Origin of the sequence: Rhizobium sp. 10PS4 (assembly GCF_032464805.1) — a bacterium.
Lineage (GTDB): Bacteria > Pseudomonadota > Alphaproteobacteria > Rhizobiales > Rhizobiaceae > Rhizobium > Rhizobium laguerreae.
In genome coordinates this window covers 281,393-304,345 of the sequence record NZ_JAWDIW010000002.1, presented here as the reverse complement: position 1 = coordinate 304,345, position 22,953 = coordinate 281,393, and the positions used below count along the sequence as shown (strand labels likewise).

Sequence of the window (22,953 nt, the reverse complement as noted above, 5' to 3'; positions counted from 1 at the left end):
CCGGTCGGGGATCGGCGACTCCAGCTCCAACGGAGCAGAGCAAACACGCCCATGCCGCCGTGATAAACATAAGTTGACGCGTAACAACTCTCATCCTATCACCGCCGGTTGAAGGAACTAGGAGATGCTCGTGTGTTGGAAATATGGCCGGTCCGCAGGTCAGATGTAACGAACACAGGAATCCTGCGCCCTCATTCGCGGCACGAGAGACCCTTGCAGGGCAAGTTAGTCGCCGCCAATACGCAAGAAGTAAGCGACCTTCCTCAAACCACCTGCCCGCAAGCCCGGCAGAAGCGGCGCACCGTTTCCGCCATGCCGTATTCCAGTGCATCGGCGGTCAGGCCGTGGCCGATCGAGACCTCGGCAAGCTGGGGAATGCGCTTCACCAGATCAGGCAGGTTTTCGACCGTCAGGTCATGGCCGGCATTGACGGCCAGCCCGATCGCAAGGGCCGCATCCGCCGTCCGTCCGAGCGCTTCGAGGATCGGCGCCGCCCGCTCCGGCGCGTCGAAGCAGCCGCCATAGGGGCCGGTATAGAGTTCGATTCGATCGGCGCCGACCGCCTTGGCGATCTCGACCGCTTCTGCATCCCCGTCACCGTCGGCAAACAGCGACACCCGGCATCCCATCGTCTTCAGCCGCGCGACGGCATCGGTCAGGAACGCCTGGTGCTTGCGGAAATCCCAGCCGTGATCGGAGGTCGCCTGCGCGGGATCGTCAGGCACCAGCGTCACCTGCTCGGGTGCTGCCCCGGCACAGAGCTCGAAAAATTCCTCTGTGGGATAACCCTCGATATTAAACTCGGCCTTGGGAAATTCGTCATCGATCAGATTGCGGATGACGGGCAGGTCGGAGAAACGAATGTGCCGCTGGTCGGGGCGCGGATGCACCGTCAGGCCGCTGGCGCCGGACGCGAGTGCGATCCGCCCGAGCGCTTCGACGCTCGGCCAGGGCAGGTCGCGCCGGTTGCGCAGCATGGCGATGGCATTGAGGTTCACGGAGAGCTTGGCGGGCATGGCTGATATCCATCGGTCACGGAAACGGGAGGCCCTGCTTTTAAGCCAAGGGCCATGCGATGGCCAACGAGATTCGCAGATGGATGCGATGCGGATCGCTGATGAAACCCCGGTATTTCGGCTCGGCATTGACCGGGTGCGCACGGCAAACAGTATTTCCCGTCGCCGTTGAAGACGACCGACCGATGCGGCGGTGCAACACATGTCTTGCTGCAGCACACCCGAAATCATGCCGTCACGTTGCTATCCCATTTAAAAGAGATTATTTTTAGCACTTATAAAAAAGATCGTTCACGCATAACGTGGACATCGTATCGCGTAGTGTACGCCGCGTACTGCTTCTTTCCCAATGAGAAGAACGCCTAGAGGAAACCCCACTCGCCGCGCATGGGAAGCAACTGGCAAAACCGCATGAGGTGCAACAACATGCCCCAGGAGGGTTCATGCCAGACGGTTCCAAACGCCTGTTTGCCACCGCCGGTATCGCTTCGGAGGCCCGGTCGAAATACCGGTTCCTGCCTTCGGCCGCGCTACCGCCGGATCTACCGGATGGTCCGGTGCCCATTGCCGACATGGCAAACGCATTCGGCGTCACGCACAGGACACTGCATTTCTATGAAGAGAAAGGGTTGATTTCAGCCAACCGCATCGGCCTGATGCGGGTCTACGGCCAGGACGACGTGATGCGCATGGCCGTCATTACAGTCTGCCGCGAAACCGGCATGCCGATCGCCGTTATCCAGGAACTGATGGACGAACTCCGCAACGCTGATTCGCAGGAAACGGCTGAGGCGATGTTCCGCGAGGCCCTGCAGGTGCGCAAGCGCGAACTGACGGCCGAGATGTCGACGCTGCACCGCCAGCTCCAGCAGGTTGGCGACCTCCTGGATTTCGACGGCGGCGTCGAGTCGCCGCCATTGAACGACAATCAGGACAGTGCAAGCCTGACCGCACAGGAGCGGCGTTGCCTGGAACTGATGGCGGAAGGCTATTCCACCCAGCGAATCGCCCGGGCGCTCGACCTGAAACATGACGAGACCCGTGACCTGGAGGCCGGAATTATCCTGAAATTTCGCGCCAACAACCGCTTCCAGGCCATCGCCAAGGCAGTTCTGCTCGGTATCGTGCAGGCTTAACGCCACTCACGAGCCACCCACCTGAGACACGGCCGCCACCGTTTCTTGTTCGCCAGTCAAGATCGGGAATGCGACCTGGTCGTAGGTGCGACTGGAATTAGCGGACGATTGTCAGCGTCTCCGCCGCGCGCGTGATCGCGGTATAGAGCCAGCGTTCCCGGGTATCGCGAAACGCCCAGCTCTCGTCGAAGAGCACGACATCGTTCCATTGCGAACCCTGCGCCTTATGCACCGTCAGCGCATAGCCAAAGTCGAACTCGTCGTATCGTTTGCGGGTGTTCCAGGGAATCTCGCCCTCGACATCCTCGAAGGCCTGCTTCAGCAGTTTGATCTTGGCAGCCCCGCGGTCCATGTCGTCGTCTTCGGGGCGAATGAGCAGATTGATGCCCGGCTTCGTCGTTTCCTTGGATGAGGTCATTACCTGCCAGAGCGAACCGTTGAGCAGGCCCTTGGCCGGATCGTTCCTGAGGCAGACGAGCTTGTCGCCGGTCTGTGGATAATCGGCGTTGAAGCCTTTTAGCTCGCGCAGGCGCTGATTGTAGCGCCGCCGCGTGCGATTGGTGCCGACGAGCACCTGGTCGGCATCGAGCACCAGCTGCTGCGTCACCTCGTTCTTCGAGATCACCTTGGCCGTGCCGTAATCGCCGTACATCACCTCATTGCCTTCGCGCACCTGCATGGCGAGCTTGATGATCGGATTGTCGCGCGCCTGCCGGTGGATATCGGTGAGCAGGTAGTCCGGATCCTGATTGGTGAAGTAGCCGCCGCCGGTCACCGGCGGCAGCTGGCCGGGATCGCCGAGCACCAGGATCGGCGTGCCGAAGCTCATCAGATCCTTGCCAAGCGCCTCGTCCACCATCGAGCATTCGTCGACGATGATCAGCGCCGCCTTGGCGACCGGGCTTTGCCGGTTGATCGAAAACATCGGCGCGATCGAGGTCTTGCCCGTTTCCTCGTCTTCCACGGCCTCCTCGCCGCGCGGCCGGTAGATCAGCGAATGGATCGTCCGGGCGTTGGAGGCGCCGCGCGAGCGCAGCACCTGCGCCGCCTTGCCGGTAAAGGCGGCAAACAGCACGTCGCCATCGACATTCTCGGCGAAATGCTTGGCAAGCGTCGTCTTCCCCGTTCCGGCATAGCCGAACAGGCGAAAGAGCGGCGAGCGCCCTTCCTTCAGCCATTTCGAAACAGCCTTCAGGGCTTCGTCTTGTTGCGGCGCAAATTGCATGATCGCAGGACTTGGCAGGATTCGCGGGCTTTAGGCAAGGCGGAAAACGGCAAATCGCCCGGCCGGACAATCATCAGTTCCACTGCCGGTCCGCGCCACTGGCACACATCGACGGGTCCTGCCCCATAGCGTCGGTGAGAAAATCCAGAACCGTCTTGACGCGCAACGGCATGTTGCGCCGCGAGGGATAGACGACGGTAACCGGCAGCCGGCTCGGCTGGAAATCCCTCATCACGGGGACCAGCCGGCCGGCGGCGATATCGGGCATCGCGATGATATGCGAAAGCACCGCAAGACCCGCTCCAGCAAGGGCTGCCCGGTGGATGGCGACCGCATTGCAGGCGGTCAGTCGCGGCGAGATCCGGACCGATATGTCTTCCGAACCGTTCGAGAAGGACCAAGTATTGGCCTCGCCCGCCCTGTTGTAACACAGGCATTCATGGTCCTTGATCTCCTTCGGTGCGCGGGGGGCAGCCCTGCGCGCGAGATAGGCGGGCGAGGCGACGAGGAAGGCCGTCGTCCAGCCGATCCGCCGGCAGACGAGGCTGCTGTCGGCGACCTGGCCCAAGCGCACTTCGAGATCCAGGCGCTCCTCGATCATATCAGAGCCCTGCTCCCTGAAGATGAGTTCGACCGAGAGCTTCGGATGGGCGGCAAGAAGATCGCCGAGCCGCTCGCTGAGATAGAGGCCGAGTGGTGCTGGAACGCTGAGCCTGACCTTTCCCGAGGCCATGGTTCCGTCCGATCCGGCCGCATCGCCAAGCTCCTCAACCGCTTCGAGAATCCGCAGCGCCATCGGCAGCATCCGCTCCCCCTCTGCCGTCAGCGACAGGCCACTCGTCGTGCGATGCAGGAGGCGGGTGTTGAAATGGCCCTCGAGGGCTGCGACCTGTCGCGAGACGGCGGGCTGCGTCACGTCGAGATCGTGCGCCGCCGCCGAAAACGAACCCGTCTCCACGACGCGCTGAAAGGTCCGCAATGCCGAAACGATATCCATCCCCCTGCCCCTCATACTTTTGCGCATAAGCTTTATGCAGCCAGACTAAACGAGAATGGCTTTACAGTCCAGCAATTAAGGATATCTTCTATCCATAAGGATATTCAATATCCTTAATTAAAGGAGAGACACATGACTCAGCGACTGAACTACGCCCAACAGTCCCCCGAGCTTTTCAAGAAATTCATGGAATTCAGCATGGCGCTGAAGGGCAGCGTGATCGACGAGAAGCTGCAGGCCCTCGTCGAGATCCGCGCCTCACAGATCAATGGATGCGGCTTTTGCCTCGACATGCATGTGAAGCAGGCCAAGATCTACGGCGAGACGGAACTGCGGCTCTACCACGTCGCCATCTGGCGGGAATCGAACCTGTTCATCCCCCGCGAGCGCGCAGCCCTTGCCTGGACCGAAGCACTGACCAAGCTTTCCGAAGGCGGCGTTCCCGACGAGATTTACGAACGGGTGCGCGGCCAGCTTTCCGAGAAGGAAATCTCGGATCTGACTTTCGTCGTCATGGCGATCAACGCCTGGAACCGCGTCAATGTCGGCTTCAAGACCGTGCCCGGCACGGCCGACAAGGCCTACGGCCTCGATAAGGCTGGCCTGAACTAAACCGCGCAATTCATTGAGAAGATTCACCTTTGACGCTGCCGCACCACGACAGCGAACGGAGATCCATTATGAAAATCGTTGTCATCGGCGGAACCGGCCTCATCGGTTCAAAGACTGTCGAACGCCTGCGCAAACGCGGCCATGACGTGATCGCCGCCTCGCCGAACTCCGGCGTCAACACGATCACGGGAGAAGGACTGGCAGAGGCGCTCTCGGGCGCCGAAGTCGTGCTCGACCTCGCTAACTCGCCGTCCTTCGAGGATAAGGCCGTGCTCGAATTTTTCGAGACCTCGGGCCGCAATCTTCTCGCCGCCGAAAAAGCTGCCGGCGTCAAGCACCATATCGCCCTCTCCGTCGTCGGCACTGAACGTCTGCAGGAAAGCGGCTATTTCCGCGGCAAGCTTGCCCAGGAAAAACTGATCAAGGAATCGGGAATTCCCTACACCATCGTCCATTCGACGCAGTTCATGGAATTCCTCGGCGGCATCGCCCAATCGGGAACGGTCGGCCAGACGGTCCACCTGTCTCCGGCCTATGTGCAGCCGATTGCTTCCGACGACGTGGCGGACGCCATGGCGGACGTGGCCCTCTCTGCTCCCGCCAACGCGACGCTCGAGATCGCTGGTCCGGAACGGGTGCGCCTCAGCGAGCTCGTCGCCCGCTATCTGAAGGCCATGAAAGACCCGCGCACCACCGAGGCTGACGTAGAGGCGAGATATTTCGGCGCAAGACTGAAAGACCAGTCGCTCGTTTCCGACGACAATCCGCGGCTTGGTTCGATCACCTTCGAGCAGTGGTTCGCAAAGTCCACCCAGCCGACATGATTGACGTGCCCTTAAGACGCAACCGCTCGGACGCGTCTTCCCCGACCCAGCAACCATGGAGATTCCGATGATCAGAACACTTTTCCTCGCCGCCGCCCTCGCCTTTCCGGCTGCCACCGGCGTCAGCGCCCATGACAGCAGCGAGTCTGCGGAGGTGACACTCGTCTATGAGCACGAGCTTCCGAACGTGCCGGGCAAGAGCATCAAGGGAGTGCTGGTCGAATACGGCCCGGCCGGCTTCTCCGAAGGCCACACTCATCCCGACACCGCCTTCATCTACGCCACCGTGCTCGAAGGGTCGATCCGCAGCCAGGTCAATGACGGCCCGGTCAAGGTCTATCAGGCCGGAGAGAGCTTCTCCGAAATGCCGGGCGACCGTCATGGCGTCAGCGCCAACGGCAGCGAGACTAAGCCCGCCCGCCTGCTCGCCGTCTTCGTCGTCGACACCAACCAGAAAGAGCTGACCTATCCGCTCAAGAAGTGACGATCGCATTACAGCGCCGCGCGTCTTTCAGACGCGCAAAGGACGCTGCAACACTTTGCATCTACGCATCGTGCTTTCCGAAAGTCGGTTCCGATTTTCGGGCCGATACAATACCGCCTGCGCAGGCCTGATGCTTGCGCAGGCGGCCGAGATGCTGAATCATGTGCGGCCTGCACACCGGAGACAGAGAGATGATTGACGACGCCCTCTTCGGCAAGCCTCTGATATCCCTGATAACAGTAGGATTTGCCGGTATCGTCGTCTGGCATCTGCTCTCCCGTCATCGGCCGACGACGCGGCTGGTGGTGCAGATCCTCTTCTTTGCAGTGATGACGCTGATCCTCGTCGGCAGCGGCATCGAACCCCACCGGTTTCAAGGATATGAGTCCGAGGATCCGCGGGCCCTGCTCGTCATCGTCGCAAAAACGCTCTGGTGGATCCATCTGGCATGGGCCGTCATCGGTTTCATCAGGCTCTATCTGGTGCTGGAGGGCAGTCCGCGAGAGGCTCGCCTGCTACAGGATCTGGTCATCGGCGTCGTCTATATCGGCATGGCCCTGTCGGTTCTGGCCTTCGTCTTCGGCGTACCGATCGGAACCCTCGTCGCGACCTCGGGCGTGGTCGCCATCATTCTCGGCCTGGCGCTGCAGAACACGCTCGCGGACCTCTTCTCCGGCATCGCCCTGACACTCGGCCGGCCATACATCATCGGCGACTGGATCCTTCTCGGCGACGGCACCGAGGGACGCGTCGTCGAAAGCAATTGGCGCGCGACACACATCCTGACCAGCGCCAACAATGTCGTCGTACTGCCGAACAGTTTTCTGGCAAAGCTCGGCCTGACGAATGTCAGCCGGCCTGACGAGAGCCATCTCCTGATCCTCACCATCCGCATCGCCCCGACGCGGATGCCAGCATCGGTCCGGCACGTCATGGCAACGGCACTTGCGAGTTGCAATTCGATCGTGCGCGAACCGCCGCCGGTCGTCGCGCTGAAGGGACTGGATGCCACCGCACTTGAGGTCGAGCTGCAGTTTCGGGTGACGAGCCCGAGCCAGCGGGTGCCGGCGCGGAACGAGGTGCTCGATCTCGTCTATCGCCATTGCAAATCCGCCGGCCTGCTGCTGGCCATCCCGCCCTCGGCGACGGTGCTGACCGCCGATCTGCCGACGGAAGAAAGCGCAAAGCCGCCGAGCGTAACGCCGCTTGCCCTGATCGAGGCCATTCCGGTCTTTACGACACTGACGTCCGATGAAAAGCGCAGGCTCGCCGAAACCGCGACTGTCCGGGAGTTCCGCAAGGGCGATGTGATCGTGCGGGAGGACGAAATGCTCCCCTCACTGATGATGGTGCGCGCCGGCATCATCGCGGCGAGGAACGCAGGCGAGGAACGCGGACGGCTCGCGCCGGGCGACTTTTTTGGCGAGACCGGACTGCTCGCCGGCATGCAGGAAGTGTGCACCCTGGAGGCTCTGACCCCCGTGACCGCCTATGAGATCGATCAGGAGGCGTTCGCGCCGCTGCTAAGCGAACGCCCGGCGCTGGCCGAAGAAATCGCCGACCACCTCGCCAGCCGCGCCGGGCGTTTCCGCAACGGCGCCTCTTTGCCCCCGGAACATGCCCGCAGCGCCCATGCCATCCTGAAGACTATCAGGACCATCTTCAAGGCATAGAGACCGGCACCCCGCTCAGCCGGCGCGCTTGAGCACCCATTCAAACGTGCTCCGCCAAATGTCGGCCGGCACTTCCTCGGACAAGGTGCCGACCAGATCGGAAAGCCGGACGCGCCTCAGCGTATCGCGCCAGGCCTCGTCGGCTTCCCACATGATGCGGGCGACCGCGCAGGGCTTGCTGTCGCAATAACCGGCCGGCCGGCAGGGATTGTTCTCCCGGATGTTCGTGCAGGTGAAGCTGCGCGCCGTCCCCTCGACCGCCTCGACGATCTCGAGAAAGTTGATATCCGAGGGGGGCTTGGCAAGCCTGTAGCCGCCACTCGGACCGAGCGTGGTCTCGACCAGCGATGCCTGCGAAAGGCTCTGCAGTGCTTTGGAGAGATATTCCTTCGGCAGACCATGAAGCTCGGCGAGCGCCTTGGTGGAAAGATACCTGCCCTCTGGCAGGCCCGCGAGAATGGCGCAGCAGTGAAGCGCCCACTCGACCTGGCTTTTCAGGATCATTCAGCAACTCGTGTGATAGCTGGTTCCGCCAATGGAATTAAGGATATATCATATCCGAAAGCAGCAGTGATGTAAATGAGCTGCAAAAGCAGCGTGTTGCTGCCTGAACGGTGACGGCGTCGATCTCCATTCAGCCGGCGTTCTCGCCCTCTGCCTCACTTCGCGCCTGATCACTTTCAATTCCTGCGATCAGCTTGCGCAGCAGCGCCGCAAGCGCCTCACGCTCCTTTCCATCAAGAGCCTGCAGAAATGAGGATTCGCTCGCCATGTCGGTACGGAAGGCCTGTTCGGCGAGTGCCGCACCCGCCTCGGTCAAAGCTACCAGCACGCTGCGCCCGTCACGCGGCGATTTCTCGCGGCGGATCAGTCCCGCCTTCTCCAGCCGGTCAAGCCTGTGGGTCAGGCCTCCGGACGAGATCATCAGCGCCGAATACATCTCCGTCGGCGTCATCAGGTAAGGCGGTCCGGAACGGCGAAGCGTTGCGATCACATCGAATTCGCCGCGGTCGAGGCCAAAATCGGCAAATGTCGCTTCGATGCTGGGGCGCACCAGGTTGGATAGACGAAAGGCCCGCCCCAGGATCGCCATCGGCTCGGTATCGAGGTCGGGCAGTTCCAGCGCCCATTGCCGGCGCAGCCGGTCGACATGGTCCTCCCTGGGGCAGTCCTCGTCCCCGGGGCGGTCACCGTCCCCGGGGCGGTCACCGTCCCCGGGGCGGCCACCGTCCCCTTTCGTTCCATTCATCATTCTCTGCCTCATATCACCACAAGCGAGACATACACCTTCCAACCGAGTTACGGAAGATATCTTGACAGGAAGATAGTTTTGGGAATATATCTTCTCGCGAAGATAGTTTTGCGATCGCAGATGGCACCAACAGGAGGCACGTGATGTTCAGGATTCTTCGCCACCAGGAACCGCGACCCGATCAGAGCCGCACGATCCGCTTCGAAGGCCGCGACCATGGCGGCGAGATATCGCTTTTCCTGGTCGACAATGAGCCCGGCCAAGGGCCTGACCTGCATGTCCACCCCTATTCCGAAACGTGGACAGTCAGGAAAGGCGAAGCCGAATTCACGGTGGGCGACGCCAAGACCCGCGCCTTTCCCGGCGATATCGTCGTCGTGGCCGCCAACATTCCCCACCGCTTCGAGAATGTCGGCACCGGACGGCTCGAAATCGTCTGCATTCATGCCAGCGACACCATCGTGCAGGAATTTGTGTGAGGCAAAGCCCTCGCCTGGAAGACAAAGCCTGGAGACAAAGGAAGAGGAGAGAACTGCAATGTCGAAGGTGATCTTCGTGAACCTGCCGGTGAAAGACCTTGCCGCTGCGACCCGCTTCTATGAAGCCATCGGCTGCAGCAAGAACGAACAGTTCAGCGATCACCAGGCCTCGAACATGGTTTGGTCCGACGCCATCTTCTTCCATCTGCTGACGCGCGATTTCTTCGCGACCTTCACGCCCAAACCCGTTGCAGAAGCGCAGAAAGCGAGCGAAATGCTGATCGCGCTGACGATGGACAGCCGTGAGGAGGTGGACGCTATCGTCGAGGCAGCCGCAGCCGCCGGGGGCCAAGCCGATCCACGCGCGCCGACGGACATGGGTTGGCTCTACAACCGTGCCTTCGAAGATCCCGATGGCCATATATTCGAGGCGGTCTGGGTCGACATGGCGGCGGCGACTGCCCCCGGAGCATAACCGGTAAGGCGCCCGACACGAAGTGCGCGGGCGAAACGGGCTCGGCCCACCTCGCCCGCCGCGAAAACTTTTACTGCCTCTGGAATAAAACTACCGCGCCTCGTGTCTCATCTCAGGTAGCGCAAGATCGCGTGCCCAACCTGAGGAGAGACATCATGAAATCCGTGAAATTCCTGTCCGTCGTGGCGGCCGCCGCCCTTGCCGCGACCGCTGCTTTCGCCGCCGCTCCTGTCACGACCGTGGAATCCGCCAAGGGCAAGGTGCTTGCCGGCGAAAACGGCATGACGCTCTACACTTTCAAGAAGGACGTGAAGGGCGTGTCCAACTGCTACGATGATTGCGCCAAGAATTGGCCGCCGCTGATGGCGGCTTCCGATGCCAAGGCTGATGGTGCATATTCGATCATCGACCGTAAGGATGGCACGAAGCAATGGGCCAAGGACGGAATGCCGCTCTATTATTGGGTCAAGGACAAGAAAACGGGCGACATCACCGGCGACGGCGTTGGCGGCAACTGGGATCTCGCCAAACCTTGATAGTCAGGCCCTGATGCCAAGAGAGCCGGCATGAAGATACCCGCACCCGAAACCTTCGAGGGCCAGATCCTGGCCCTCCTGCCCTCGCTCAGGCGCTATTCGCGCAGCCTGACGCGTTCGGATGCCGATGGCGAGGATCTGCTCCAGGATTGCGTCGAAAAGGTTCTCACGCGCCGCGGCCAATGGCGCGGCCTCAACCTGCGCGGCTGGGTCCTGACCATCATGACCAATCTCTACCGCAACGGCCGGCGCGGCAAGACGCGCGATGGCCTTGTCGAGCTCGATGCCGCAGACAATCTGGCCGTGCCCGAACCGCCGGCCGATCCGCTGGAACGTGCCCGGCTGGGCGATGCGCTGAACAGCCTTTCGGAGGAACACCGCGCCGTGCTGATGCTCGTGGTCATCGAGGGATACACCTATGGCGAGGTCGCAGCCGCGCTCGATATCCCGATCGGCACCGTCATGTCCCGCCTGTCGCGCGCCCGCCGGCGCGTCGCCGAGCGATTGAAGGCCGACAACATCATTACGCTTCGGAGACCGAAATGAACGAGCCCAATCCGAGCGTCACCGAAGCCGACCTTCACGCCTATGCCGACGGCCAGCTGCCGGAAACGGTGCGCGCCCGCATCGGGGCCTTCCTGGCCGACAATCCCGAAGAGGCGGCGATGGTCGCCGAATGGCAGGCGCAGAATTCAGGCATCCGATCGCTGTTTGCCGGTTATGAGAAGGCGAAGGACACCGATCCTCTGCTCGTCGTCCCCCCGCGCGCCGTTTCATCGGGAGCGAAACGCTGGGCGATCGCCGCATCAGCCCTCCTCGTCTTCACGCTCGGCGCCGCCAGCGGCTATTATGGCCCCGCACTTCTGGAAAAGCCGGAACTGCAGCTTGCCGGCTCCGAAACCCTGCCGAAACAGGCCCAGACCGCGTTTACGGTCTATGCCGCCGAGGTTCGCCACCCCGTCGAGGTCTTCGCAAACGAGGAGGTCCACCTCGCCACCTGGCTCGGCAAGCGCCTGGCAATCCAGCACCTCAAGATTCCGAACCTACAGTCGCTCGGCTTCAAGCTTGTGGGCGGCCGCCTGCTGCCGGTCGACGGCAGGCCGGGCGCGATGTTCATGTATGAAAACCAGGCCGGCGAGCGCCTGACCGTCATGGTCGGCCGCAACACGGAGAACCGCACGACGAGCTTCCGCTTCGCATCATCGGGCAATCTCGAAACCTTCTACTGGATCGACGGCGAACTCGGTTATGCCGTGACCGGAGAAATCTCCCGCGAGACGCTGCGGGAGGTAGCCGAGGAGTGCTACAAGCAATTCCCGTCGTAGAGTAATTCCAGGAAAAGTGCGAAGCGGTTTTCCGTCCGGAATTACGTAAAACAAATACTTAAAGCGGTTCTGCGCTTCCGTGAACAGCTCAACCGCTCTAGGGATCAGCGTGAGGGATCGTTGCTGAGTTCGATCGGCCGTCCATGCGGCGTCGCCTCCGCCGCCCGCTGCCAGCTCTGTTGCAGTGCCAGGATCGTTTCCGCATCGGCGATGCCGTTGTCGACGATGAGGTCGCAGAGTGCCGCCACCCAGCAGTCGAAATAGTCGCTGCCATCTTCGGCCCGGCCAGGCTTGTGCAATTGCGCGGAAAGCGTTTCAGCCCATTCGCTCCAGCTGAACAGGCCTTTTGCGTGCAGGTGCACGGTCATGGCGAAAGCTTCGGCCGCCCATGGTTCCGGAAAAACCGGCTCGCCCTCCGGCGACCTCGGCAGCCCGGACGATTGCGTCAGCGGCGACATTTCATGCCGGCTCAAGATAGCTCTCCCAAGCATCGATCGACACGGTCAGCGTGGGATCGGCATCTCCACCCCAAAGCTCCGCGCCGTCGAAAACGACCGTATAGAGCCATTGCGGGTTTTCGCCCTCGCCATGCGCATTGTCGTCAGGGAAGACGAAAGCACCCTGCACTGCCTCGACCACGCCTGTTTTGGCTCGGGCATAACGCGGCAGGCGCGTATGTGTTACTGGATTGAAATTCTTTGTCTTCACCCCTTCGCCGGCCACGAAGCGCGGCGCGGTCTTAACAGGACGATCGCAAGACCCGCCCTTCGCAAGAACGCCGGGCACCATGTCCGCCTTCAGCACCCGCTTCGGAACGGCTCCTGGCTGCTGCGCATGACCGGACAGCAATTCCGCGCGAGTCGCAAAGCCATGCTGTTCGAGCAGCTTGTCGATGCCGCGGATCCAGATCTCGTAATAGCTGGCGGCGAGATAAACGGCCGGCGGAATATTCTCGCGCGCGTGCCGGCTTTCGTCGATGGTCCAGGCGCCGAAAGCGCCGCAGGAAAGCGTGATGCCGAGCGCCCGCTTTTCCCATTCGGCATGGAAATAAGGCTCGTCCTTTTCGGGCGCGACAGGTCCGAACCCCATCTGCCCGCCGAGATCGTGCGGTCCGTTCATGTCAAGCTCTCCGGCTTGCCGGCAACGGCCGTACCGATCATCGCATCGCGGCTGACGAGGCCAGCGAGCGCCTGCTCGTCCATTCCGTCGGTCCCTTCGGGCCGCTCGGGAATGACGAGGTAACGCAGCTCCGCCGTCGAATCCGAGGCGCGGACCTTCTTATCCTCAGGCAGCGTCAGCCCGAATTCGGCCAGCACGCCGCGCGGATCGATGACGGCGCGCGAACGATAGGCCGGCGCCTTGTACCAGACCGGCGGCAGGCCGAGCACCGACCAGGGATAACAGGAGCAGAGCGTGCAGACGACGAGATTATGGGTCTCGGCCGTATTGAAGACGGCGCGCATATGCTCGCCCTGCCGGCCGGTATAGCCGAGGCTGGCAATGGCCGCCGTCGCATCACGCTTCAGCCAGTCGGCGAAATCAGGATCGCTCCAGGCCTTGGCGACGACATGCGCGCCGTTCCTCGGCCCCACCTTCGTCTCGTAGGTCTCGACGATCGCGTCGATCGCTGCCGCATCGATCAGCCCCTTCTCCGTCAGCAGCGTTTCCAGCGCCTTCACGCGCGCCTGCATGTCGGAATAATGGTTGTCGTGATCATGCCCATGGGCGTGCTCATGGTCGTCGTCATGGTCGTGCAAGGCGAAGCCCTCCCGAAACTGCCCGCTATTTCTAACAGATGCCGCAGGCCCGCCAAGCCCTTCTATGTCTCATGCGCTTTTCCGCTAATCTCCTGCCATGAACATTCTGATTCTCGGCGCAACCGGTTTTATAGGATCCGTCGTCGCGGCCCGGCTCGTCGCCGACGGCCACGTCGTGACCGGCCTCGGCCGCAATCCCGCGCGTGCGCGCCTGAAACAGCCGGCGATCGACTGGCGGCGCGCAGATCTTTCATGCATGACGAAACCGGCGGATTGGGACGAGATCCTCAAGAACCGGCATGTTGTCGTCAATTGCGCCGGCGCCCTGCAGGACGGCCTGTCGGATGATCTGTCGGCCACCCAGGCAGAGGCGATGCTGGCGCTCTATTCCGCCGCAAAAGGCTCGTCCCGCCCGCTGATCGTGCAGATATCGGCAAGGACGGCGGGAGCCGCTGGCGATCTTCCCTTCCTCGCAACCAAGCGGCGGGCCGACGAGGCGCTGGCGGCAAGCGGCCTGCCTTACCTTATCCTGCGCCCTGCCCTCGTTCTCGGCCGCAATGCCCATGGCGGCTCGGCGCTGCTGCGGGCGCTTGCCGCCTTTCCCCTGGTGCTGCCGCTGGTCCACGCCGAAAGTCCGGTCGAAACGCTTTCGGTGGACGATGTGGCGAAAGCCGTGTCGCAGGCGGTCTCCGGCGGCATCTCCGGCGATATCGATCTTGCCGCCGCCGAAGTTCTGACGCTCGCCGATCTCGTCCGCCTTCACCGCCAGTGGCTCGGCCTGCCGCCAGCCCGCGTGTTCGCTCTCCCTCGCTGGCTTGCCGGCCCGGTCACGTGGCTGGCCGATCTATCAGGACTGCTCGGCTGGCGTTCGCCGCTGCGCTCGACGGCGATGACCATCATGTCGGAAGGTGTGCGGAGCTTGAAAGTGGAGAGGGGCCTTGCCACAACACCCGCGGCAGCGACGCTCTCGGCCAATCCCTCCGGCGTACAGGATCTCTGGTTTGCCAGGCTCTATCTCCTGAAGCCGCACGTCATAGCGGGCCTATCTGTTTTTTGGCTGCTCTCAGGTTTGATCCCGCTGCTGACGCTCGAGAAGACGTCCGCTCACTTCCTGCCGTTCATGCCTGAGGCCGCAGCAACGGCGCTGACGCTTGCAACCTGCCTGATCGACATCGCTCTCGGCGCCGCCGTCATCCTTCGCCCGCTGGCGAAACGTGCCCTTCTCGGCATGCTGGCCGTGTCGTTCGCCTATCTTGCCGGCGCCAGCCTGCTCGAACCCGCGCTCTGGCTCGATCCTCTTGGTCCACTCGTCAAGGTGCTGCCATCGATCCTTCTGACGCTCACCGCACTTTCCACGCTGGATGAACGCTGATGCTTGAGGAATGGCTGCTGCTTGCCCATGTCATCGGCGCGACCGTGCTCTTCGGCACCGGCGCCGGCATCGCCTTCTTCATGGTGATGGCGCACCGGACACGCGATCCCCGTCTGATCGCCCATGTCGCCAGCACGGTTGTCATCGCCGACACCCTCTTCACGGCCACCGCAGCTATTCTCCAGCCGGTGACCGGCTATCTGCTGGCCCGGTCGATCGGTTGGGACCTGTCGGAGGGATGGATTGCGCTGTCGCTGCTGCTTTATGTCGTGACCGGCCTGTTCTGGCTGCCGGTCGTCTGGATCCAGATCCGATTGCGCGATCTCGCCCGTGCCGCAGCCACAGCGGGAAAGGCCCTGCCGCCGGCCTATTTCAGTCTTTACCGCATCTGGTTTGCCTGCGGTTTTCCGGCCTTCTTCGCCGTCATCGGCATTCTCTGGCTGATGCTCATGAAGCCGGCAATCACTCTATTTTAGCATCGGCCAGAGGCTTAGCACCAACAGCACCGCCATGCTGATATTGAACCATTTCAGCCGCACCGGATCGGAAAGCCATTCCCTCAGCGCCGAGCCGAAGCCGGCCCATGTCGAGACGCTGGGCACATTGACCGCCGCAAAAGCGAGACCCACGATCAGCACGCTCACCAGGTAGAGTTGCGGATTGGTGTAGGTCGCCATCGCGGTGACCGCCATCACCCAGGCTTTCGGGTTGACCCACTGGAAGGCGGCCGCCGCGAAGAAGGACATCGGCTCGACGCCGCTCCCGCCTTCGCTGAGCGAGCGCGACGAGGCGATCTTCCAGGCGATCCAGAGGAGATAGGCTCCGCCCGCAAATTTCAGCGCCGTATAGACCATAGGCACCGTGTGCAGCAGCGCGCCGAGCCCAAGGCCGACGCCGATCAGCAGCGAGAAGAAACCGACACCGATGCCGAACATATGCGGGATCGTCCTGCGGAAGCCGAAATTCACGCCCGATGCGAAGAGCATCATATTGTTCGGCCCCGGCGTGATCGAGGTCGTGAAGGCGAAGAGAACGAGGGCGAGAAATGTATCCAGCGGCATGCGACCTCCCGAAGCCAGCTTTCTGCGGCCTGTTTATTTAGGTCAGCATAACTGTCCTAAGTGGCCGATACCATTACATCATTGTCATGGTGACAGGATTACTTGAAAGATAAGAAATCGCCGCAATCTCCTGCAAAGTGGAAAAGATCATGCAAGACAGCCGGATTCCGACAATCACCTTCCCGAACGGCGTAGAAGTGCCGGCGCTCGGCCAGGGAACCTGGGCGATGGGCGAGGATGCCGGCCATGCCAAAGCGGAGATCGAAAGCCTGGGGGCCGGCATCGATCTCGGCATGACGCTGATCGACACCGCCGAAATGTACGGCGACGGTGGCGCAGAAGAGATCGTCGGCCAGGCGATCAGGGGCCGGCGCGACGAGGTCTTCATCGTCAGCAAGGTCTATCCCTGGAATGCCAGCCTGACAGGCACGATCGAGGCGTGCGAGCGCAGTCTCGAACGGCTGGGCACCGATCGCATCGATCTCTATCTGCTGCACTGGCGCGGAGACCATCCGCTCGCAGAGACCGTCGCCGCCTTTGAAACACTCAAGGCATCCGGCAAGATCGGCGCCTGGGGGGTCTCCAACTTCGACACCGACGACATGGAGGAACTGCTCGGAGTGCCCGACGGCACCAAGGTCGCCGCCAACCAGGTGCTCTATAACCTTTCCCGCCGCGGCATTGAGTTCGATCTGCTGCCCTGGTGCCAGAGCCGCGGCATTCCTATCATGGCCTATTCGCCGATCGGGCAGGGAAATATCCTGCACCATCCCGAGTTGATCCGCATCGCCAAGGCCTATCAGGCAACGCCCGCCCAGCTGGCGCTCGCTTTCCTGCTGGAACGCGGCGGCGTCATCGTCATTCCGAAGACCTCGAATGCCGAGCGCGCAGCCGAAAACCGCGACTGCGTCTCGCTCGACATCACCGACGACGACTGGGATGCCCTCGACGCCGCCTTTCCACCGCCCACAAAGAAAAAGCCGCTGGAGATGCTTTGATCTCAGCGGTTTTCTCAATTATTGCAGCATCGGGCTTTGATTCCCGGGCTGTAATCCTTACATGCCCGGGCTGTAATTTTTACATGCCCTGCACGCCGCGGTTCATCGCCGCAATGCCGGTACGGCACACCTCGATGAGGCCGAGCGGCTTCATAATCGCCACGAACTGATCGATCTTCGATGATTTGCCGGTGATCTCCAGAATGAAGTGGCCGACCGTCGCATCCACCACCTTGGCATGGAAGGCATCGGCAAGGCGCAGGGTCTCGGCGCGCATCTCGCCCTCGCCGATCACCTTGACCAGCGCCACTTCGCGCTCGATCGGCCGGTCCTGGCCGAGCTCGCGGGCGCGCACCGTCAGATCGACGACGCGGTGCACCGGCACGATGCGCTCGAGCTGCGCCTTGATCTGCTCCAGCACCTGCGGCGTCCCGCGTGTGACGACGGTGATGCGGGAAAGATGCGCCTGATGCTCGGTCTCGGAGACCGTCAGGCTCTCAATATTGTAGCCGCGGCCGGAAAACAGGCCGATGACCCGGGCAAGAACGCCCGGTTCGTTGTCGACGAGAACCGAAAGCGTGTGGCTTTCGACCGCCGCCGTTTCCGGCGAGATGAAATAGGCGGAGCCCGTGGGCTGTAGGTGTGCGTTCATGTTCTTAGTTCCTTCCCTGATCAGACGAGCGCGCGGCCCTTGGCGTCGATCGCATTGGCGACCGCTTCGTCGGTGGCTTCGTCCGGCAACAGCATTTCGTTATGGGCCTTGCCCGAGGGGATCATCGGGAAGCAATTGGCGAGATTGGCGACGCGGCAATCGAAGATGACAGGCTTTCTGACCTCGATCATCTCCAGAATGGTGTCATCAAGCGCATCCGGCTTTTCGCAGCGCAGGCCAACGGCGCCATAGGCTTCCGCCAGCTTGACGAAATCGGGCATCGCCTCCGTATAGGAATTCGAAAGGCGGTTGCCGTGCAGCAGCTGCTGCCACTGGCGCACCATGCCCATATACTGGTTGTTCATGATGAAGATCTTGATTGGCGCATCGTGCTGGATCGCCGCCGACATTTCCTGGATACACATCTGGATCGAGGCGTCGCCGGCAATGTCGATGACGAGGCTGTCGGGATGGGCGATCTGCACGCCGAGCGCGGCCGGCAGCCCGTAGCCCATCGTGCCGAGACCGCCCGAGGTCATCCAGCGGTTCGGCTGCTCGAAACCGAAGAACTGTGCCGCCCACATCTGGTGCTGGCCGACCTCGGTGGTGATGTAGGTATCGCGGTCCTTGGTGTGGGCGAAGAGCCGCTCCAGCGCATATTGCGGCATGATGACGTCATTGCTCTTCGTATAGGCGAAGGAGTTGCGTGCCCGCCAGCGGGCGATATCGGTCCACCAGTCGTCCAGCCGACCCTTTTCCGGCTTCTTCGGCAGCGCCCTCCACAGGCGGACCATGTCTTCGAGGACATGGCCGACATCGCCGCGGATGCCGATATCGACCCGGACGTTCTTGTTGATCGAGGATGGATCGATATCGATATGGATCTTCTTCGAGTTCGGCGAAAAGGCATTGAGACGGCCAGTAATGCGATCGTCGAAGCGGGCGCCGATGCAGACCATGACATCGCAATCGTGCATCGCCATGTTGGCTTCGTACGAGCCGTGCATGCCGAGCATCTTCAGCCAGTTCTTGCCTGAAGCAGGATAGGCGCCGAGGCCCATCAGCGTTGAGGTGATCGGGAAATCGGTGAGCTCGACCAGCTCGCGCAGCAGCTTGGAAGCCTCGGGGCCGGAATTGATGACGCCGCCGCCGGAATAGATGATCGGACGGCGCGCATTCGCCATCAGCTCGATCGCGGCATGGATCTGGTTGAGGTCGCCCTGGATCTTCGGCTGGTAGCTCTTCTGGATCGCATAATCCGCCGGCGGCGTGTAGGTGCCGGTCGCAAACTGCACGTCCTTCGGAATATCGACGACGACAGGGCCTGGACGACCGGACTGGGCGATGCGGAAGGCCTCGTGAATGACGGCGGCAAGCTGGTTGACATCCTTGACCAGCCAGTTGTGCTTGGTGCAGGGCCGGGTGATGCCGACCGTATCGCATTCCTGGAAGGCGTCGGAGCCGATCAGTGGGGTCGGAACCTGTCCGGTCAGGCAGACGAGCGGGATCGAATCCATCAGCGCATCCTGCAGCGGCGTGACGGCATTGGTGGCGCCCGGGCCAGAGGTCACCAGCATGACGCCGACCTTGCCGGTGGAGCGGGCGTAACCTTCGGCCGCATGGCCTGCCCCCTGCTCGTGGCGGACGAGGATGTGCTTGACATCCTCCTGCTGGAAGATCTCGTCGTAGATCGGCAGGACGGCGCCGCCGGGATAGCCGAAAATATGTTCGACGCCGTTGTCCTTCAGCGCCTTGAGAACGATCTCCGCTCCCGTCATCCGATTGCCTGCCGCCTGATTGTCCGTGCTCATCTGTCTGTTCCGTTTGATGCTGGGATTGCGTTTGTGGCCGGAAGCCCGAATTTCGGGCATAAAAAAAGGCCCCTGAGGAGCCTGTCATCTAGCGCATGGGTGGCTATCGCCGGATGGTTACACCATCCTGCCCATGCGCTTTCCCACCACGATAAGAGCCGTTGCGATTTTCATGGTCGGAAGTGATAGACAGAAAATTTCGCAGCGTCAACGCATGCCGCAATAAAAACTGCCCCACGCCTGCATCCACGAAAATCGATAGGATGAAGGATTTGTTAAAGGATCGACTTTATTCTTCTACGCTACCGCATGGAGTAGCCCTTTGCTCAACAACGACTTGCGCACCTCTGGCAAGGCAGGCGAGCATGATCGCCGCGATGGCCATGCGCCGGGAAATCGCTTTCTCGGCCGCGTCGTTGCATGCAGCGGGTCGCGGGCGACGATTGCCGCCGTCGCCGAACAGGGCGGCACCGATCTGACCGAACTCTGGTCCGTGGGGCGGCTGATTTCGATCAGCGTCGGCCGCAACCGCGTCGTCGCGCTCGTCTATCAGATGAACACCGGCAGCCATGCCTGGGGCGAAGGCGAAGACAATATTTTCAAGATCGAGACCGAGCTGCTCGGCGAAGTCCGTGTCGACGAGGACGGACGCGAGGAATTCTCGACCGGCATCTCGCGTTATCCCTATCTCGGCGCCATCGCCCACCGCATCCGATCCGCCGACCTGATGCGCATCTACGATGCCGGCGAAGGTACGACCGCCGTCATCGGCAAGCTGACGCAGGACGAAAGCATCGATGCGGCGATCCACATCCCCTCGATGCTCTCCAAGCATTTCGCCGTCGTCGGCTCCACCGGTGTCGGCAAGTCGACGGCCGTGTCGCTGCTCCTGCACAAGGCGATCGCCGCGGACCCGAAGCTGCGCGTCCTGATCCTCGATCCGCATAACGAATTCGCCGCCGCATTTCCTCAGCACGCCGTCACCATCGATACCGATACGCTTGATCTGCCCTTCTGGCTGATGCGGCTGGAGGAATTCGCCGAAGTCGTCTTTCGCGGCCGCCCGCCGGTGCCCGAAGAGCTCGACATGCTGCGCGATATCCTGCCGGAAGCCAAGCGCGCCTTCCGCGGCAGCGACAATTCGCTGGTCCGCCGCACGACGGAAAAGAGTTCGATCACCGCCGATACGCCGGTTCCCTATCGCATGGCCGATCTGCTGGCGCTGATCGACGAGCGCATCGGCCGCCTGGAAGGCCGCTCGGAAAAGCCCTTCCTGCGGTCGCTGAAGATGCGCCTCATCGCTGCGATCAACGATCCGCGCTATCACTTCATGTTCTCCAACAACACGATCAGCGACACGATCACCGAAACCATCGCGCAGATCTTCCGCATCCCCGGCGAGAACCGGCCGATCTGCACCTTCCAGCTTGCCGGCATCCCCTCCGAGGTCGTCAATTCGGTCGCCTCCGTACTCTGCCGCATGGCCTTCGAGGTGGCGCTGTGGAGCGACGGCGCCATCCACATGCTCGTCGTCTGCGAGGAAGCTCACCGCTATATCCCCTCCGATCCGAGCCTCGGCTTCGTGCCGACGCGCCAGGCGATCGCCCGCATCGCCAAGGAAGGCCGCAAATACGGCGTCTCGCTCGGCATCATCACCCAGCGGCCGGGCGAGCTCGACCAGACGATCCTGTCGCAGTGTTCGACGCTCTTTGCCATGCGCCTCGCCAACGACCGAGACCAGGAAATCATCCGCTCAGCCATTCCGAATTCGTCGATCTCGACGACCAGCTTCATTTCCTCGATCGGCAATGGCGAAGCGATCGCCTTCGGCGAGGCGATCAGCGTGCCGATGCGCATGCGCTTTTCCCGCGTCGACGAAAAGCTCCTGCCGAAGGCGAGCAGCGCCAACAGCAAGCAAAGCGAGGAAGATCCGGATACGGTCGATCTGCGCAAGATCGTCACCCGCATGCGGGCGGTGACCGTCGGACCCGACATTTCGAATTTCCAGCAGAACTATGCCGCGTCGGTGGCAGGTTTCGACGAGGCTGATGCAGCCGACGAGGATATCGACGCGAAGCCCTACCCGCCGCCCACCTCTTCCGTCGCGCCACTCGAATCCTACCGCCGCGAACTGCTGCCGCAAACACCGCGGCTGGACCCGGCCACGTCACCCGCGATCGATCCCCGGTTGGATGCGCTCCGCCGCGAGATGCGCCGCGACGAGCCGGTCTTTCCCCGGCCGATACCGCCGGCGGATCAGCCGGCCGTCTCCCGCCGGGAGCCAGGCACGTCGCTGCGCGAAAGCATCCTGAAAAAACCGCTGAGCGGCCTCTACAACAAGGATTGAGGCTTCAGCTCGCTCTCCAATGCGATCAGAGGCTCGACGGCCTCGAGCACTCGTTGCCGGTCCATCGACCCGAGCGGCAACAGAGGGCGTGGGAGCTCTGCCCTGGCGAGTGAGAGAAGGTCGAGCAGCGTATAGACCACGCGAAGGCTTCCGAACTCTTTGAACGTTTTCCAGAGCGGCTGGAGGAGACCATCGAGCCGATGCGCCTCGCCGCCCTCGCCTGCAATCGCGGCCTTGCTCAGGGCAAGGGCGACGCGCGGAAGCACGCCGCCGATGACGCTGTACCAGGCGTCGGCACCTGAAAGCAGCGCTTCGGCCGCGCGCCAGTCGCCGCTGTAGCCGATCGCAAGCCTGGTCTTCTCTCGCAATGCCGCCAACTCGCCTGCGAAATCGCCGTCAGCAGGCAGAGGCATCTTCACGGCGCTGACCGTCTCGAAATCGGATAGGCGCTGCAGAAGATCCCGGCTGAAGGTGAAGTGGGTCGTGCCGGGATTGTTGTAGATACAAAGCGGCAGCTTCGCCGCCTCGGTAACCGCCAGGAAATGCTCGTACGCTTCGTCCTGGGTCAGCGGCGTGTAGGACACCGGCGCAAGCAGAAGAGCGTCTGCACCGGCGACCTCGGCATCCCTTGCCAGGCTCCGAGCATGGTCTGTCCTCAGAGCACCGACGCCGACGACGAGGGGAATACGACCGCGAATGCACTCGACCGCAGCCTCGACGGCTCGCCGTCGTTCCTCGCGTGTGAGAAAGGCATAGATCCCGGTGCTGCCGAGAAGGCCTATCGACGCGACGCCTGCATCACACAGGCGTTCCAGCAGGCGGCCGAGGGCTTCGGTGTCGACCCGGCCATCTCTATCGGCGGGCGTGGGCGGAAAGGCCGAAAGACCATGAAACGGAGAAGCGATAGACATGATGAAAATC

At 62.1% G+C, this 22,953-nt stretch carries 26 protein-coding genes; 14 read left to right on the top strand and 12 right to left on the bottom strand.

The window, feature by feature from the left end:
• Window positions 1–263: 263 nt before the first annotated feature.
• Window positions 264–1,016: a pyridoxine 5'-phosphate synthase gene (locus tag RWJ89_RS04390; RefSeq protein WP_168257063.1), complete on the bottom strand. Its 753-nt coding sequence runs from the start codon at window positions 1,014–1,016 to the stop codon at window positions 264–266.
• A gap of 443 nt (window positions 1,017–1,459) precedes the next feature.
• On the opposite strand from RWJ89_RS04390, the gene RWJ89_RS04385 reads away from it, so the two are divergent.
• A complete protein-coding gene (locus RWJ89_RS04385; protein WP_077978732.1) occupies window positions 1,460–2,152 on the top strand; it encodes a MerR family transcriptional regulator in 693 nt (230 codons plus the stop codon).
• 97 nt (window positions 2,153–2,249) lie between these two features.
• Here RWJ89_RS04385 and RWJ89_RS04380 read toward each other — a convergent pair whose 3' ends face one another.
• Window positions 2,250–3,377: an ATP-dependent DNA helicase gene (locus tag RWJ89_RS04380; protein ID WP_316030622.1), complete on the bottom strand. Its 1,128-nt coding sequence runs from the start codon at window positions 3,375–3,377 to the stop codon at window positions 2,250–2,252.
• A gap of 73 nt (window positions 3,378–3,450) precedes the next feature.
• The gene (locus tag RWJ89_RS04375) at window positions 3,451–4,374 is read right to left on the bottom strand and encodes a LysR family transcriptional regulator (protein WP_077978733.1); all 924 of its coding nucleotides are present in this window, start codon (window positions 4,372–4,374) and stop codon (window positions 3,451–3,453) included.
• A 132-nt stretch (window positions 4,375–4,506) separates the two neighbouring features.
• Between RWJ89_RS04375 and RWJ89_RS04370 the strand changes: the two genes are divergently transcribed.
• From RWJ89_RS04370 to RWJ89_RS04355, 4 genes are all read left to right on the top strand, one after another.
• Window positions 4,507–4,986 carry a carboxymuconolactone decarboxylase family protein gene (locus tag RWJ89_RS04370; RefSeq protein WP_316030621.1) on the top strand — a complete coding sequence of 160 codons (480 nt, stop codon included), beginning with the start codon at window positions 4,507–4,509 and terminating at the stop codon, window positions 4,984–4,986.
• A 68-nt stretch (window positions 4,987–5,054) separates the two neighbouring features.
• A complete protein-coding gene (locus tag RWJ89_RS04365; protein WP_025395240.1) occupies window positions 5,055–5,810 on the top strand; it encodes an SDR family oxidoreductase in 756 nt (251 codons plus the stop codon).
• 67 nt (window positions 5,811–5,877) lie between these two features.
• Entirely contained in the window at window positions 5,878–6,294 is a 417-nt protein-coding gene (locus RWJ89_RS04360; protein WP_168335699.1) for a cupin domain-containing protein, read from the top strand.
• Window positions 6,295–6,485: 191 nt separating this feature from the next.
• Window positions 6,486–7,967 carry a cyclic nucleotide-binding domain-containing protein gene (locus RWJ89_RS04355; protein WP_222040469.1) on the top strand — a complete coding sequence of 494 codons (1,482 nt, stop codon included), beginning with the start codon at window positions 6,486–6,488 and terminating at the stop codon, window positions 7,965–7,967.
• Between the two features lie 15 nt (window positions 7,968–7,982).
• On the opposite strand, the gene RWJ89_RS04350 is transcribed toward RWJ89_RS04355, so the two are convergent.
• Window positions 7,983–8,471, bottom strand: coding sequence for an RrF2 family transcriptional regulator (locus tag RWJ89_RS04350; RefSeq protein ID WP_222040468.1), 489 nt, complete (start codon window positions 8,469–8,471; stop codon window positions 7,983–7,985).
• Window positions 8,472–8,601: 130 nt separating this feature from the next.
• Window positions 8,602–9,219, bottom strand: coding sequence for a MarR family winged helix-turn-helix transcriptional regulator (locus tag RWJ89_RS04345; RefSeq protein WP_316030620.1), 618 nt, complete (start codon window positions 9,217–9,219; stop codon window positions 8,602–8,604).
• Between the two features lie 143 nt (window positions 9,220–9,362).
• On the opposite strand from RWJ89_RS04345, the gene RWJ89_RS04340 reads away from it, so the two are divergent.
• The 5 genes from RWJ89_RS04340 to RWJ89_RS04320 all read left to right on the top strand — a co-directional run bounded on the left by RWJ89_RS04340 (window position 9,363) and on the right by RWJ89_RS04320 (window position 12,034).
• Window positions 9,363–9,698, top strand: coding sequence for a cupin domain-containing protein (locus RWJ89_RS04340; RefSeq protein ID WP_038614364.1), 336 nt, complete (start codon window positions 9,363–9,365; stop codon window positions 9,696–9,698).
• A gap of 58 nt (window positions 9,699–9,756) precedes the next feature.
• On the top strand, window positions 9,757–10,173 hold the full coding sequence (locus RWJ89_RS04335; RefSeq protein ID WP_221954654.1) for a VOC family protein: 417 nt from the start codon (window positions 9,757–9,759) through the stop codon (window positions 10,171–10,173).
• Between the two features lie 155 nt (window positions 10,174–10,328).
• Window positions 10,329–10,709: a COG4315 family predicted lipoprotein gene (locus RWJ89_RS04330; protein ID WP_062945374.1), complete on the top strand. Its 381-nt coding sequence runs from the start codon at window positions 10,329–10,331 to the stop codon at window positions 10,707–10,709.
• Window positions 10,710–10,739: 30 nt separating this feature from the next.
• On the top strand, window positions 10,740–11,255 hold the full coding sequence (locus RWJ89_RS04325; protein WP_221954643.1) for an RNA polymerase sigma factor: 516 nt from the start codon (window positions 10,740–10,742) through the stop codon (window positions 11,253–11,255).
• Entirely contained in the window at window positions 11,252–12,034 is a 783-nt protein-coding gene (locus tag RWJ89_RS04320; RefSeq protein WP_221954641.1) for an anti-sigma factor family protein, read from the top strand. Before RWJ89_RS04325 ends, RWJ89_RS04320 begins: the two co-directional genes overlap by 4 nt.
• Before the next feature lie 104 nt (window positions 12,035–12,138).
• Here the strand turns inward: RWJ89_RS04320 and RWJ89_RS04315 are convergent, their stop codons facing one another.
• From RWJ89_RS04315 to nthA, 3 genes are read right to left on the bottom strand one after another with little or no spacing between them, the layout of a single operon-like run.
• Window positions 12,139–12,507 carry a nitrile hydratase accessory protein gene (locus RWJ89_RS04315; RefSeq protein WP_027668583.1) on the bottom strand — a complete coding sequence of 123 codons (369 nt, stop codon included), beginning with the start codon at window positions 12,505–12,507 and terminating at the stop codon, window positions 12,139–12,141.
• Window positions 12,494–13,153 carry a nitrile hydratase subunit beta gene (gene nthB / locus RWJ89_RS04310; protein ID WP_168287728.1) on the bottom strand — a complete coding sequence of 220 codons (660 nt, stop codon included), beginning with the start codon at window positions 13,151–13,153 and terminating at the stop codon, window positions 12,494–12,496. The genes RWJ89_RS04315 and nthB overlap by 14 nt, the downstream gene beginning before the upstream one ends.
• On the bottom strand, window positions 13,150–13,791 hold the full coding sequence (gene nthA, locus RWJ89_RS04305; RefSeq protein WP_316030619.1) for a nitrile hydratase subunit alpha: 642 nt from the start codon (window positions 13,789–13,791) through the stop codon (window positions 13,150–13,152). Before nthA ends, nthB begins: the two co-directional genes overlap by 4 nt.
• 97 nt (window positions 13,792–13,888) lie before the next feature.
• Here nthA and RWJ89_RS04300 point away from each other — a divergent pair, with 97 nt between their 5' ends.
• Together RWJ89_RS04300 and RWJ89_RS04295 are read left to right on the top strand one after the other, a co-directional pair.
• Window positions 13,889–15,163 (top strand): SDR family oxidoreductase, encoded by a 1,275-nt coding sequence (locus RWJ89_RS04300; protein ID WP_316030618.1) that lies wholly within the window; start codon window positions 13,889–13,891, stop codon window positions 15,161–15,163.
• Window positions 15,163–15,639, top strand: coding sequence for a DUF2269 family protein (locus RWJ89_RS04295; protein WP_072637857.1), 477 nt, complete (start codon window positions 15,163–15,165; stop codon window positions 15,637–15,639). Before RWJ89_RS04300 ends, RWJ89_RS04295 begins: the two co-directional genes overlap by 1 nt.
• On the opposite strand, the gene RWJ89_RS04290 is transcribed toward RWJ89_RS04295, so the two are convergent.
• A complete protein-coding gene (locus tag RWJ89_RS04290) occupies window positions 15,631–16,224 on the bottom strand; it encodes a LysE family translocator (RefSeq protein ID WP_077978747.1) in 594 nt (197 codons plus the stop codon). The genes RWJ89_RS04295 and RWJ89_RS04290 overlap by 9 nt on opposite strands.
• A gap of 149 nt (window positions 16,225–16,373) precedes the next feature.
• On the opposite strand from RWJ89_RS04290, the gene RWJ89_RS04285 reads away from it, so the two are divergent.
• On the top strand, window positions 16,374–17,222 hold the full coding sequence (locus tag RWJ89_RS04285; protein ID WP_316030617.1) for an aldo/keto reductase: 849 nt from the start codon (window positions 16,374–16,376) through the stop codon (window positions 17,220–17,222).
• Between the two features lie 79 nt (window positions 17,223–17,301).
• On the opposite strand, the gene ilvN is transcribed toward RWJ89_RS04285, so the two are convergent.
• Window positions 17,302–17,874: an acetolactate synthase small subunit gene (gene ilvN / locus RWJ89_RS04280; protein ID WP_003560902.1), complete on the bottom strand. Its 573-nt coding sequence runs from the start codon at window positions 17,872–17,874 to the stop codon at window positions 17,302–17,304.
• 20 nt (window positions 17,875–17,894) lie between these two features.
• Window positions 17,895–19,685 (bottom strand): acetolactate synthase 3 large subunit, encoded by a 1,791-nt coding sequence (locus RWJ89_RS04275; protein ID WP_012758226.1) that lies wholly within the window; start codon window positions 19,683–19,685, stop codon window positions 17,895–17,897.
• Window positions 19,686–20,007: 322 nt separating this feature from the next.
• Here RWJ89_RS04275 and RWJ89_RS04270 point away from each other — a divergent pair, with 322 nt between their 5' ends.
• Window positions 20,008–22,032: an ATP-binding protein gene (locus RWJ89_RS04270; protein ID WP_316030616.1), complete on the top strand. Its 2,025-nt coding sequence runs from the start codon at window positions 20,008–20,010 to the stop codon at window positions 22,030–22,032.
• On the opposite strand, the gene RWJ89_RS04265 is transcribed toward RWJ89_RS04270, so the two are convergent.
• Entirely contained in the window at window positions 22,017–22,943 is a 927-nt protein-coding gene (locus tag RWJ89_RS04265) for a dihydrodipicolinate synthase family protein (protein ID WP_316030615.1), read from the bottom strand. The two genes, RWJ89_RS04270 and RWJ89_RS04265, sit on opposite strands and share 16 nt — an antisense overlap.
• Window positions 22,944–22,953 lie beyond the last annotated feature (10 nt).